This window comes from Fibrobacter sp. UWB16 (genome assembly GCF_900215325.1).
GTDB lineage: Bacteria > Fibrobacterota > Fibrobacteria > Fibrobacterales > Fibrobacteraceae > Fibrobacter.
This window is the reverse complement of the sequence record NZ_OCMS01000002.1, coordinates 529918-543885: the sequence shown is the minus strand read 5'-3', so window position 1 is coordinate 543885 and position 13968 is coordinate 529918. Positions and strand designations below refer to the sequence as shown.

Here is a 13968-nt window from a genome sequence, read left to right as displayed (position 1 = left end):
CATTCAAATATAATTTTGGGCTATCATTTCCTAGTGTGGTTGATCAATGATAGAACAGAGTGTTTTTTTTGACGAGAGCAACGAAAAGTCCATTAAAATAAGCGACTTGAAGCCAGGCGATATCCTGATTTTTGACGGTGAAGATCACGGCATATCTCTCCTCATCAAAAAATTCACGCACTCCAATGTCACCCACGGCGCTCTCTTCATGCAAGGGGGCGATATAGCTGCCATTGCTGACGCCGGCACAGGCGGCATCCACATGCACAAGGTCGAAGAGCATGATGGCTCTCGTTTTGTACATGTCCGTCGCATCACAAAAGAAGGCGGCTTTGGTGAAGACTTCGACAAGACCATATCACCGGTACTCGACACTGCCCGTGATTACGTCAGCCAAGACCTTCCCTACCCCTATTCCGATCTCGTCCTCCTTGCGATGATCCTCATTTACAAGGACGTCTCGGATGTAAGCCTCAAACAGGCGGCCATCATCAAGTTGCTGAAGGCCGTAACTGCCGAGCTGAAAAAAATCATCGACGAAAAGTTCCATGACGGCAAGCATACGATGGTCTGCTCGTCTTACGTGTACCAGTGCTACCTGGACGCCTCCAAAAACAATCCGGACTTGAAAATCAACATCAAGAACGGAGACGCCGATTTCGACCCGAACTACAAGGCAAAACGTTCAGCAACGCTACTCGACCTTTACGCAGAACACGCCGCAGAATACCTCTACAACACAGAAAGTTTCGCCTCCGAAAAAGACGAGCCCGTTACGGAAACGCTCGACGAAATTCTCGACAATCTCGTGAACAAAGAAGAAAAACACGTGAGCCTGGTTAAAGGGAACGCCTTGAGCCACGCCATTGAAGAATTTTTGAAAGCGCTCATGAATGCCTACGGCATCACCATCAAGAATGTCAAGGAATTAATCGAAAACGCCAAAAAGCAGCAAGCCATGTTCGTCACGCCGAACGACTTGTACTGCCACACGACAAACACGGAATCTATCGGGAAACTGATGCTGTACCGTTACGAGGACGTTTACACCCCGTAATACGGGAAAGATTTTACACCTCAAACATAGTGCTGCAAGGGACGAATTTGGCCACCTCCGGATTCTTAACCTTGCAGCATTTCTATTTTTAAGCGCTTACGCTGAGTTCGCTTACCGCGAGAGCAGGCACCTTATAGCTTGCAAACGGGTCACGGTATTCATTACCGACAGCAACAATGTTCTTGATGATGTCGAAGAAGTTTCCGCTGAGTGTCACGCCATCGACTGGATGCTTAATAGCCCCGTTCTCGCACCAGAAGCCGTGCGCCCCGATGCTGAGTTCACCGCTCACGGAATTGCAGCCAGAATTGCCTTCCAGGCGTACAACAAGCAAACACTTCGGGAAGAGCTTCAAAAGTTCCATGGTCGTCATGCTTCCAGGCGGCACGAGCATGTTGTAGAAGCTCGTGGACATCTTGCTACCGAAGCTGCGAGCGCCATTGCCTGTCGTTTCGCGGCCCGCCTTAGCAGCCGTTTCAAGGTTGTAAAGCGCCGAATTGAAGACACCGTTTTCGACGACCTTCACACGCTTCGTGAGGCAACCTTCGGAGTCGAAATAGAACTTGTGTTCAAACATTTCGCCTGTCGGATCGTTCCACAGCGAGAACATGTCACTGGCAATTTTTTCGCCTTCCTTGCCGTCGAGACGGGACTGGCCCTTCTGCATCGTTTCGGCGAAGAACGGCTGGCTGTACATACCGAGGAAACGTGCGGAAATGCGTTCCGAAAGAATCACCGGAATCTTGCCGCTCTCGATTTTCTGGGCGCCAAAAAGTTCCGTTGCATATTCGGCAGTCTTGCTTGCAATTTCATCAACAGAGAATTCGTTCCAGTCGCGGCCATTCTTGACAAAGTTGCCAAGCTTCTTGATGCCACCCCGGCTTGCGACTGCACCGGCACCCGCAGAAGCGCAATTTGAACGAGCCTCATAAAAAAGCCCCGTGTTGTTTGCGACGATGGAATAATCCTTTTCGATATCGCCACCGAGGTACGGGATGTTCTCGATTTCCTTGGACTTTGCAAAAGTCGCCTTTTCAAGTTCGATGCAGAAGTCCTTCATCGTCGCAAGGTCAAGCGATTCGAGCGCCGGGTTGTAGTTCGGTTCGCCCTTCGGGAGTTCAACGGCCTGCGGGAGCGTAATGTCGATTTTTTCGGTCCACTGCGTGTGGCAAAGAGCGTCCTTGAGCGTTTGGCGCAAGGCTTCGTCGGTGAGGCGTTCTGTATGCGCGTAACCCGGACGGCCATCCTTGATGACGCGGACCCCGAGACCTACGGAATCCGAGATTTCGGTATTCTGCACCTGGCCCTGAAAGACGGACAAGCCTTCGGAATGGGTGTTAGAAGCGATAACATCGAACTGTTCGGCTTCGCCCTTGGCGAGGTCACACATAAAAGAAACGGCATCTTTAATATTCATATCGCAAGTATAATAATTATATAGTCAGGCAAAACTACTCTAATTTGTCATGCCCGCCTCCGAGCGGGCATCTCCCATTTATCGAGAAGTGCGGCTTTTGCGTTCGAGCATTTTCCAGTAGGCGGCGGGGCTTCCTGTTACCGATTCAAGCGCATTCGCCATCTCGGTCGAGATGCTGATTTCACCCGCAATGAGCTGGTCGAGCATTTCTACAGAAACGCCCACCCTGCGTGCAAATTCCGGCTTATCGATCTTGAGCCATTCAATACCTTCGAGAATCGCCTGTCCCGGCGTCGGTGTTCCATGTCTTGGCATATCTTAGTCACTAGTTAAAGGTCAATAGTTAATAGTTAGAAATGAAGCAAACAATGTCATTCTGAGTCCGTCAGGACGAAGAATCTAGTTATTTCTAGCGAATAATTTTACTGGATCATTCGACTCCATTACATTCCGCTCAGGATGACACTATGCATCGATTCTAAGTACAGCAGCATCTTAATTCCTGCGTCCGATTTTTAAAATTCTACGTCTTTCCAGCCTTCGGCGCCGAAGCGGAGGTCACGTTCCACGAATTCCCAAATCAAGAGTTTCTTGCCTTTGAGCACGCTTGCTTTGCGGGCGAGCTTTTCACGGACGAGCGTCGAGGCGCCACCGTCACTCACGATGGATGCGACCGGGCGGTTCATGTTCTTCGCGAAGTGCGCAATCCATCCGGCGTTCACCGGCGAATCGGTCTGGTAAATGCGGCTGAAGCTGTCACCGAGAATCAAGATTTCGGACTTGCGGAAATCGTCTTTGAACGGAGTGATTGTGGTGTCGTACTTAATAGCTTTAAACGCACAAGCAGTTTGGCTCGTCAAAAGGCAAAAAACATCAGTCGTTTCAGCATCCTTTCTATCAGCCTTTTTCCGATTCATACATTCTTTATATGCAGAATCAATGCATACGGTATCTTCAGGAAGTTCCTCATCTCGTATCTTGATATTCTGTTGCATCACGACGTGCCCGGTCACCTTCTGCACCTTGAACACACCAAACTTATTGAGGCCGCTCATCTCGCCCACGTCGCCCATACGGTCTGCAACGGAATCCTTTGTTACAAAACTCAAAGGATAACTACCATCCTCATGCTTCTGGAGTTTTTTCAACTTAATTTTACCCTCGGATTCCAAACGATTTACGGCAGCCGCGATTTCAGCCGCCGCAAGTTCAGCACCGCGCGGTGTCCAGTGCGTATCATCGTTCAGGTAGAGCGAACCTTCAACGGAATCGCGGGACTTTGCAGCCAACAGCGGCGTGTACAAATCAACCGTGTTAAAGCCAGCACGCGTGAGCGAATCCAAAATATTCTTGCCGTGCGACTGGAGCCCGGCGGCATTTTCATCGAGCCCCGTCAAACGTTCGGTATAGATGCTCGGCTTGCCCGGAGTAATCACCACCAAGAGTTCCACGCCCTTCGCCTTGAGCTGATCACGGAACTTTTCAATCGCCTTCACCGGATTGTCGAGCTTTGCACTGCGCACATCAAGCGGAGACGGCTGCACCAGGAATTCCACATCCTGGCGGTAAAAAAGCCACTTATCTTCGGGCTTGGCATTTTCCCTGCCGCACGACTTGCCGATGCAATCGCCTGCAGCGCCGAGAACGACCTTCTCGCCTGGATCGCTAAAGAGGTTCCAAACCGCAAGCTGGTACTTCGGACGCAACGCCAACACAATAGCACTTTCGTCGTCAATCTTGTTTTCAAAAGCACGCAAATAGCGGCTCGTCCATACGCCGTAATGCTTCACATCCAAGAACGCGCGCCACAGCGACACATGACCAAGGTCAGCCACGAGAGCCTTGATGCAAGAATCCGCTTGCGGGAAAGATTCCGGTTCATCCTCCAACTTCGAGAGGAGCGTATCCGCCAACTTGAGGCTCTTGTAACGAGCTTCAGCCGTATCGAGTTCAGCATACGTATTCACCGAAAGCACCGCCGCTTCCAAGTCCGAAAGCGCAGAAACCACAGGTTCCAACGCATCAGCCGTCTCTGTTCCAGCCGCAATCGCCTCACGGGCCGCACGCCACTTCACATCGAGCGAGTCCGCAGCCGCTGCGACCTTTTTCTCGCGCACAATCGGAGTGTAAACCACGTCCTTGAAAATGTCAAACGGCTGGAAGCGCTTTTCTCCACGCAGGTCGGCAACCGCCTGCACGCCAAACGGGAGCAACAACAAAATCGAAAAAATAACGACAGGGATAATGTATTTCTTATTCACGGGAGATAAGATAGAATTTTGTGAAGTAGTTACTAGTTAATAGTTAGTAGTTTCTAGTGATATATCGTAGGAATATATGTCGTTATAGAAGTTGATGTAGTAAGGCATGTATTCTTTATAGAAATGCACCCTAAGTGTTTCAACACCAATAAGCGTCGGCGTTTGAAATGCAAGGCACGAATCGCTAGATATAATCGCCTTTAATGATATTTCCCATGCGACAACAGGCGCGTCAACACAAATTTTGACGATTTCGTTTTTCTCCACTTCGAGCCAAAGTTCCTTGCGCAACGAATCACGGTTCACTTCAAAAGTTCTTTGAATTTTACTTTCAGGAATCTTTTCCAAATTCTTTCTCGGCTTGACACCTTCAACCGGCTTTTTCACCAAAATCGGGCCATGGAATCTTTTTGCAAGCCCAACAAGCGTCGCGTAGTCCAAGCTGTCCTTATACGCACCGCGACATTCTCCATGCTTGTCGTAATAGAATTGTGCATTCGCAAGCGCAACGCATATCGTTAGGAACAACAAAATTTTTTTCATACAGTTGAATATACAAAAGTAACGTCATTTGCAATTGTCCACGCATGCCCCGCTCCTGCCTAAAAATATTTTACAAAGATTTCTTAGACCAAAAGGCTTGCTGAAGCGTGTTAATAGTATAGGGGGCAAATCATAACCAACCCTCTAAAGGAATAGTAAATGACCGAAAATAATACGACTTCAGAAAAGAAGGCCTACTACATCGTCACGAACGCGCAGGGAGAAGAATTCTTGCTTCCGTATTACAGCGAAACGTTCCGTGTGCTGATGGATGACAAGGACTCCATTCGTGATATTCTCAATTGTTTGCTTGGGCTAGACCGCGACCATGAAATCATTGATCTCGACTACGAGTTCGAAAAGCCCATTGACGTTTTCATGCCGGAAGATGATTCCGCGCGACTTGACGTGTGGGTAACTACAAAGGATCACCGTTATTTCAACATAGAGATGCAGAATAGGAGCCATCCATTCTTTCTTGACCGTCTCCAACTCTACAATTCTTACCAGACGTTACGTGGCAAGTACGAATATAACAGGTCAACGTATTTCAAATTGATGGAGGAAAAGGAGCGTAAGGTTCATTTTTATGAACTTCCCGAAACGGTTTCCATCTGGCTTTGTAATTTCCAAATTCTCAAGTCAAAGGATATTTTTAAGGATACTTGGGCCGTCTATAGCGAGGACGAGGTTCACCACAGCGACTCAACACATCGGGCTCTTCCCATTTTCAGTAAAAATAGATATATTGTAATTGATTTACCGAACTTTAAGAGGATTCGCAAGAGCATCAGTTCACGCGAGGACTACTGGCTGAAACTCTTGTCTCAAGGGCCACTTGAAGTTCCCGAATCGAAGGACCCGATCTTTAGGGATGCGCTCAACCGTTTGCGCGTAAGCCGCATAAGCCCTGAACTGCTTAAAGCCTTGGAGGAACATATGTTCGATAAACACGCTGATGAAGCTATCGAAGCCGAAATTTGGCTCAAAGCAGAAGCTAAAGGACGAGAACAAGAACGTGCTAAAAATGAAGTTGCAAAAGCCGCTCGCGACAAGAAAATTGCCGAGTATCTTCGTTCGTTAGGTGTTTCGGAAGACAGCGTTGCCAAGGCGCTTTCTATCAAATAACAGCTCAATCCACCCCTGAAGTGCATATAAAAAGAGGTCTGCAGGCCTCTTTTTGTTTTGCGCGGTCCCTTACAACAATCTGCACATGCGAGCAATTACCTAAAATTCGCCAAATTGCGCGTTTTATCGCCTTAAACGCCAAAAAACATTTTCAAATAATGAAAAAAAACTAAATTTGGCTTCACTATGAATACTTCTATGAACGATTTATGGGTGGGTGTCGACGTAGGCTCCACCACTGTGAAAATTGCTGTAGTCGATCCCGAGACATCTAAGCTTTTACACTATACATATCAGCGTCATAACGCCATGCAGGCGAAAAAGGTCTACGAGGTCCTGCGCGAAGCCCATGCCCTTTTCCCGGGCAAGAACTTCAGGGTCACGTTCTGCGGTAGCGGCGGTCAGCCGTTCGCCGAGGCCACTCACGCCTTCTTTGTGCAAGAAGTAGTCGCAAACGCACTTGCGGTGCGTGCCACCTACCCCGATTCCAGGGTCGCCATCGAACTCGGCGGTCAGGATGCCAAGGTCGTCTTCTTCGAAAAGGACAAGACCACCGGTAAACTAATCGCCTCCGACATGCGCATGAACGGTGTCTGCGCCGGCGGTACGGGTGCATTTATCGACCAGGTCGCGGAGCTCCTCCGCATCAAGACGGAAGTATTCGAAAGCTACGCCAAGCGTGGCCAAAAAGTCTATGAAATCTCGGGCCGTTGCGGCGTGTTCGCCAAGACGGACATCCAGCCGATGCTCAACAACGGCATCGCCAAGGAAGATATCGCCCTTTCAAGTTTCCACGCCATCGCGAAGCAGACCATCGGTGGCCTTGCCCAGGGCATGGAAATCAAGCCGCCTGTCATTTTTGAAGGTGGCCCGCTCACATTTAACCCGACTCTCGTGAAGGCTTTCAAGGAACGCTTGGGCATCTCCGACGAACAGGCGATCGTCCCGGAACATTCCGAAGTGCTCGTGGCCATGGGCGCCGCTCTCGCTAACGGCTCCATGTTCGCAAACCAAGAATGCATGTACCGCGAAGAGGGTTCTCTCGACGCTCTCGTGCACTTTAACGAAATCCGCCAGGCCGAGAACAAGGCTAAGGCAGCCTCCGACCTCTTCTTCCAGAGCGAAGCGGAATACAAGCTGTTCCTCGAAGAACACAAGATGGCGGACAACCATTACCCGCAGCCGCCTTCCGGCACGACCATCAACGCCTACTTGGGCATTGACGCCGGTTCTACCACCACGAAGTTCGTGCTCATCGACGAAAACGAAAAGGTCATCGACGGCTTCTACGCCAGTAACGACGGTGAACCGCTCGCCGTCTTGAAGCGTGCCATGGTGGACCTCGCCGACCGCTACGAAGAATACGGCGTGAAGCTCAACATCTTGGGCGTGGGTACAACCGGTTACGGCGAACAGCTCTTTGCAAAGGCCGTGCACGCCGACTACCACACTGTGGAAACCGTCGCCCACGCAAATGCCGCCCAGCGCCTCTGCCCCGACGTCTCGTTCATCTTGGACATCGGTGGTCAGGACATGAAGGCCATCTCCGTGCAAGACGGTGTCGTCACGGGCATCATCCTCAACGAAGCCTGCTCCTCGGGTTGCGGTTCATTTATCGAAACGTACGCTCGCAGCCTCGGTATCCCGATGGAAAAGATTGCGGAACTCGCATTCAACTCCAAGAGCCCGTCTCAGCTCGGCAGCCGCTGCACCGTGTTCATGAACAGTTCCATCATCACGGAACAGCGCGACGGCAAGCAGCCCGAAGACATCATCGCTGGCATCTGCCGTTCCATCATCAACAACGTCTTTACGAAGGTCATCCGCATCCGCAACCTCAACACGCTCGGCAAGAAGGTTGTGGTGCAGGGCGGTACGTTCAAGAACAACGCCGTTCTCCGCGCCTTCGAACAGTACACGGGTCTCAAGGCCATCCGTCCGGAACGACCGGGCGAAATGGGCGCTATCGGTATCGCACTCCTCACGAAGAAGTTCATGGAAGAAAAGCGTGCCGCCGACCCGAACGTGCAAAGTAAGTTTATCGGCCTCGAAGCCATGAAGACTTTCAGCTGGCACAACCAGCCGGGTCAGCTCTGCCAGTACTGCACCAACCATTGCTCCCGTACCATCGTCACCTTCAGTGACGGCCAGAGCTTTGTGACGGGCAACCGCTGCGAACGTGGCGAAGTTACCGCCGACCCGAACGATCCGGCAACGAAGAAGCTCATTGCCGAAATCAACAAGAAGATGCAGGCTGTGCCGGACATGATCAAGCGCACGAACCAACTCTTGGTCAAGGACTACGCTCCGCAGATTCTCTTGCCGCAAAACGGAAAGACCATCGGTATCCCGCGCGTGCTCGAATTCTGGAACAGCCTCCCCTACTGGAAAGCATTCTTCACGGCCCTCGGTTATACCGTTGTCGTGAGCCGCCAGAGCGACTACAAGATGTTCGAAGCAGGCCTCCACAGCGTGCCTTCGGATACGGTCTGCTTCCCGGCCAAACTCGTCCACGGCCACGTGCTCAGCCTCATCGAAAAGAAGGTCGATCGCATCTTCTTCCCGATGATGATTTCGCTCCCGAGCGACCACACCAAGTTTAACGCAACAACCGTTTGCCCGGTCGTGCAAGGTTACCCGAACATCTGCCAAAACACAGACGAACCCGAAAAGAATTACGGCATCCCGATGGACCAGCCGATTTTCCACTGGGCAAACACCAAGCTCCGCAGAAGCCAGACGATCGACTGGTTCCACGACAACTGGAACATCGACAAGAAGATTTTGGACAAGGCCGTCACGGAAGGCGAAAAGGCACTCAACAATTACCGCACCACACTCCTCGAAGAAGGCCAAAAGATTCTCGACGACGTGAAGGCGAACGACAGCTTTGCCGTTGTGATTGCAGGCCGCCCCTACCATGCCGACTTGCTCATCAACCACAACATCGCAAGCCACTTTACCGCGATGGGCATTCCGGTGCTTACTACCGAATCGCTCCCGGGCGTGTACGACCAAGATGTGCCGAGCCACACCCGCGTAGAAATCAAGAACACGTTCCACTTGCGTATGCTCGGCGCAACGATGATTGCTTCGAGAGACCCGCATGTTGAACTTGCCCAGATCGTGAGCTTCGGCTGCGGACATGACTCCGTTTTGACCGACGAAATGATGCGCATGATGCACCGCGATTCCAACAAGGAAATGCTCATGCTCAAGCTCGACGAAGGCGACGCAAGAGGCCCGGTGGGCATCCGCATCAAGAGCTTTATCGAAACCGTGAAGGCCCGCCGTGCGGCAAACCTCCCGGAAAAGCCGATTTCGAACGAACCGCAGTTCCACACGCCGTACGTGGCAAGCGACAAGAACAAGCGTATCATCTTGACGCCGAACCTCTCCCCCGCTTTCGCCATTCTCGCAAGTAGCTACATTCAGGGCAAGGGTTACCTCTCGGATTACCTCCCGGTTGCAGACAAACGCGCTATTGAACTTGGCAAGAAGTACGTGCACAACGACATCTGCTTCCCCTGCCAAATCAACATCGGCGAATGCCTCAAGTGGCTCGAAGAACACCCGAACGTTCCGCAGACAGAAGTTTCCATGTGCCTTGCCAAGAACTGCGAAAACTGCCGCGCTGTGCAGTACTCCGTGCTTGGCCGTAAAGCTCTTGACGAAGCGGGTTACAAGGACGTTTCCATCATCACGACCGGTGTCGACCTGAAGGGCATGCATCCGGGCTTCCAGCTGGGTCTCGATTTCCGCGTTCATACGCTTTGGGGTCTCGCCTTCATGGACGCTATCGAAACGGCTTACCGCGCCCTCCGCCCGTACGAAATCAACAAGGGTGAAACCAAGAAGATTTACAGCAAGTGGATGCCGGAACTCATGAAGACTGCAGCAACGCTCAAGAAGACGGAACTCGGCTCTGCCAAGCGCCTTGTCGAAATGCTGCACCAGTGCATCGAGGAATTCAACAAGGTCGAAATCACGGAAAGCCGCAAGAAGGGCATCCGCAAGCCGCGCGTCGCTGTGCTCGGCGAAATCCTCATGAACTTCCACCCGAGCGCCAACGGACATGTCGAAGACTACCTCATGGACAACGGCATGGAAGTTTACCTCCCGGGCATGATGGACTTCTTCCGCGTCGACGAAGTTGTGCGCGCCGAAAAGATCAAGCGCGGATTCTCGGCCAATCCGATTTCAGACCGCCTCGAAGGTGGCATTACCGCAAAGCTCTTTGAACACGCCGCAGCAACCGCCAATAAGGTCATGCAGTCGTTCAAGCTTTACGAACACCACGCAGACTGCTTCGAACTCGTGAACTACATCGACGGCATTATCGACCCGACGTACAACACGGGTGAAGGCTGGCTCATCCCGGCAGAAATCCTTTACAACTCGAAGCACGGCATCAATAGCTACATCATTGTGCAGCCATTCGCCTGCCTCGCAAACCACATCAGTGGCCGTGGCCTCACGAAGGCTGTAAAGGAACGTTGCCCGCACGTGCAAATCCTGAGCTTGGACTACGATCCGGATACCAGCTTCGCCAACATCGAGAACCGCTTGCAGATGCTCATCATCAACGCTCGCGAACTCGAACGTGCGAACAAGGTGAACGTTAGTCGCTAGGCAGTAGTTTGTCATGCCCGCCGCTGAGCGGGCATCACCCTTCATTACACAAAGGAACCCCCGACGGGGTTCCTTTTTTTTGCATCGTCATCCCACATTCTCGTCATCCTGACGCGAAGCGGAAGGATCCAGTTAAATCCAGCTTTCTCATTACAAGATTTAACTGGATGTTTACCCAAAGGGCATAACTCCACTAAGCTACTTAAGTAGCAAGTGTCGTATATCGGGACTTTGTCCCTCAACATGACGATAAAAAAAAGACTTCCTCTTTCGAGGAAGCCCTTTTTCACTTTGACATTAAATCGTTAGCGAATTAGCGGACTGCAATGCGCTTCGTGGCGAGGACCTTGCGGCCTTCGACGAGGCGAACAATCACAGCACCCTTGCCAGCAAACTGAGCCATGTCAACGGTCTTTGCAGCACCGGAGAATGTTTCAGAGAGGAGCATGTCGCCGCGAACGCTAAAGACCTTCACAGACTTCACGCCGTTGGAGGTCGTTGCAATGCTCAACATGTTGTTGGCAACAGCCATGCTAGCCTTGGAAGCAACAGCTTCGGCGATAGCCAAAGTACCGTTGTCGCGGCCAACAGAGAAAGACGGAGCCGGCTTCGGTTCCTTGAGAATCGGCTTGAGATCAGCGCAGTCATCACCCTTGCAGACGATTTCGATCGGTTCTTCGACAACCGGTTCTTCACCACAAGAGGTTTCGACCCACCACCAATCCTGAGTGGCATCGTCATTAATCCACTGCGGGACACCTTCAGCAACACGAGCCGGATTCATGGTGTAGCACTTGCCTTCAGCCATGTTTCTCAAGCCAGCGTTGTAGCAATGCTGATCGTAGTCGCCAGTGCCGTTCACATATTCAATGCAAGTAGACACGACGATTTCGCTGGAGCTAGAGGATTCTTCGCTAGAGCTGGATTCGACAGAGCTGGAGGATTCTTCGCTGGAGCTGGATTCAACAGAGCTAGAGGATTCTTCGCTAGAGCTAGATTCAACAGAGCTAGAGGATTCTTCGCTAGAGCTGGATTCAACAGAGCTGGAGCTTTCTTCGCTGGAGCTGGATTCAATCACATCACCGCAAGAAACTTCCTGCCACCACCAGACCTGAGAAGCAACGTTGTTGATCCAGAGCTGGTTCTTGACATCGTTATAGCGATCCGGGTTGAGAGCGTAGCACTTGCCTTCTTCCATTTCGAGGAGGCCTGCGTTGTAGCAGTTTTCAGTGAAGTTGCCAGAGCCGTTCACGAATTCGATGCACTTAGCGACAACGATTTCGCTAGAGCTAGATTCTTCAGAGCTAGAAGATTCTTCGCTGGAGCTAGATTCTTCAACAGAGCTGGAAGATTCTTCGCTGGAGCTGGATTCTTCAACAGAGCTGGAGGATTCTTCGACACTGGAGCTGGATTCTTCAACAGAGCTAGAAGATTCTTCGACGCTGGAGCTAGAGACGACGATTTCTTCGTAGCACGGAGTTTCGATCCACCAGTTGATGGACTTCTTATTTTTTCCATGTCCACTTGTTTTAGAAGCGGTAACATCGCGAGTGTATCCGGAATAAGAGCCAAATTGAGCCTTGATTTCCGGATTAATGGCGTAGCAAGTTTCCGCCTTCATGTTTCTTAAATCAGCGTTGTAGCAGTTATTAGCAACAACACTGGCAGACAACTTTGTCTTGCCATAAGCAACACAAAGTTCAACGAGTTCCACCTGAACGCTGGAGCTAGATTCTTCAACAGAGCTGGAGGATTCTTCGCTGGAGCTGGATTCTTCGATAGAGCTGGAAGATTCTTCAACGCTAGAGCTGGATTCTTCGACAGAGCTGGAAGATTCTTCAACGCTAGAGCTAGATTCTTCGACAGAGCTAGAAGATTCTTCAACGCTAGAGCTAGATTCTTCGACAGAGCTGGAAGATTCTTCAGCACTGGAGCTGGAGATTTCCGTACCGCACGGAACTTCCTGCCACCACCAGACCTGAGAAGCAACGTTGTTGATCCAGAGCTGGTTCTTAACATCGTTATAGCGATCCGGGTTGATAGCGTAGCACTTGCCTTCTTCCATTTCGAGGAGGCCTGCATTATAGCAGTTTTCAGTGTAGTTGCCAGAACCGTTCACGAACTCAATGCAGTTCGAAACAACGATCGGTTCAGCACTGGAGCTAGAAACCGGCGCTTCGTGGGAGCTGGAGGATTCCGGTTCAACAATTTCGCTAGAACTGGATTCCGGTTCGACGATTTCGCTGGAGCTAGATTCCGGCTCAACGATTTCACTAGAGCTAGATTCCGGTTCAACGATTTCGCTGGAGCTGGATTCCGGTTCTTCGCTAGAGCTAGAAACTTCTGCGATGCAAGGAGTTTCAACCCACCACCATTCCTGGGTAGCAACGTTGTTGATCCAAAGCTGGTTTTCAACATCGCGGTAACGGTCCGGGTTGAGAGCATAGCACTTGCCTTCAGTCATTTCAAGGAGGCCAGCATTATAACAATTCTTGGTATAATCGCCGGTTCCGTTGACGAACGGAATGCAAGCAGAACCTTCCTGAGCCAAAGCCATTGCAGAGGCAAAGCCCAAGAAGAGGGTTGTTATTTTGGTTGTTTTCATTTATTTGACCTTTTAGTTTGTTTTTAAGGTCGTACAAATTTAGTAAATGAATCATACAAAATAATTTCAAACATACAAAAATTATATATTATATGGACAAAACGCTTAAATTTTTAAAATTTGAGCAATATCACACAAAATGTAATTTTATTTTTACTATTTGACAACATAATTTTAGTTTACTTATGAGCACCTGTCCATAAAAAAGCAAACAAATCTTTACAAGCAAAGATTGTACAAAATAGTTCGTCAAGAATACTTTAGTTCATACAGAAGGAACAAAAAAGTCCGAGAACGCATGTTCCCGGACTTTTATGATTCAAAA

General features: G+C 50.4%; 8 protein-coding genes. 3 read left to right on the top strand and 5 right to left on the bottom strand.

Annotation, left to right across the window (positions count from 1 at the left end; genetic code table 11):
• Window positions 1-46 precede the first annotated feature (46 nt).
• On the top strand, window positions 47-1057 hold the full coding sequence (locus tag CRN95_RS14915) for a hypothetical protein (RefSeq protein ID WP_200816190.1): 1011 nt from the start codon (window positions 47-49) through the stop codon (window positions 1055-1057).
• An 88-nt stretch (window positions 1058-1145) separates the two neighbouring features.
• Here CRN95_RS14915 and CRN95_RS07610 read toward each other — a convergent pair whose 3' ends face one another.
• From CRN95_RS07610 to CRN95_RS07595, 4 genes are all read right to left on the bottom strand, one after another.
• On the bottom strand, window positions 1146-2474 hold the full coding sequence (locus tag CRN95_RS07610) for a TldD/PmbA family protein (RefSeq protein ID WP_097020533.1): 1329 nt from the start codon (window positions 2472-2474) through the stop codon (window positions 1146-1148).
• Window positions 2475-2552: 78 nt separating this feature from the next.
• The gene (locus CRN95_RS07605) at window positions 2553-2789 is read right to left on the bottom strand and encodes an XRE family transcriptional regulator (RefSeq protein ID WP_097020532.1); all 237 of its coding nucleotides are present in this window, start codon (window positions 2787-2789) and stop codon (window positions 2553-2555) included.
• Between the two features lie 200 nt (window positions 2790-2989).
• Entirely contained in the window at window positions 2990-4735 is a 1746-nt protein-coding gene (locus CRN95_RS07600) for a hypothetical protein (RefSeq protein ID WP_088629223.1), read from the bottom strand.
• A 36-nt stretch (window positions 4736-4771) separates the two neighbouring features.
• Window positions 4772-5278, bottom strand: coding sequence for a hypothetical protein (locus CRN95_RS07595; RefSeq protein ID WP_235002937.1), 507 nt, complete (start codon window positions 5276-5278; stop codon window positions 4772-4774).
• A gap of 159 nt (window positions 5279-5437) precedes the next feature.
• On the opposite strand from CRN95_RS07595, the gene CRN95_RS07590 reads away from it, so the two are divergent.
• Entirely contained in the window at window positions 5438-6406 is a 969-nt protein-coding gene (locus tag CRN95_RS07590) for an Rpn family recombination-promoting nuclease/putative transposase (protein WP_235002936.1), read from the top strand.
• Between the two features lie 186 nt (window positions 6407-6592).
• Window positions 6593-11038, top strand: a complete 4446-nt coding sequence (locus CRN95_RS07585; protein ID WP_097020531.1) for an acyl-CoA dehydratase activase — start codon at window positions 6593-6595, stop codon at window positions 11036-11038.
• A 313-nt stretch (window positions 11039-11351) separates the two neighbouring features.
• On the opposite strand, the gene CRN95_RS07580 is transcribed toward CRN95_RS07585, so the two are convergent.
• Window positions 11352-13643 (bottom strand): hypothetical protein, encoded by a 2292-nt coding sequence (locus tag CRN95_RS07580; RefSeq protein ID WP_097020530.1) that lies wholly within the window; start codon window positions 13641-13643, stop codon window positions 11352-11354.
• Window positions 13644-13968: the final 325 nt, after the last annotated feature.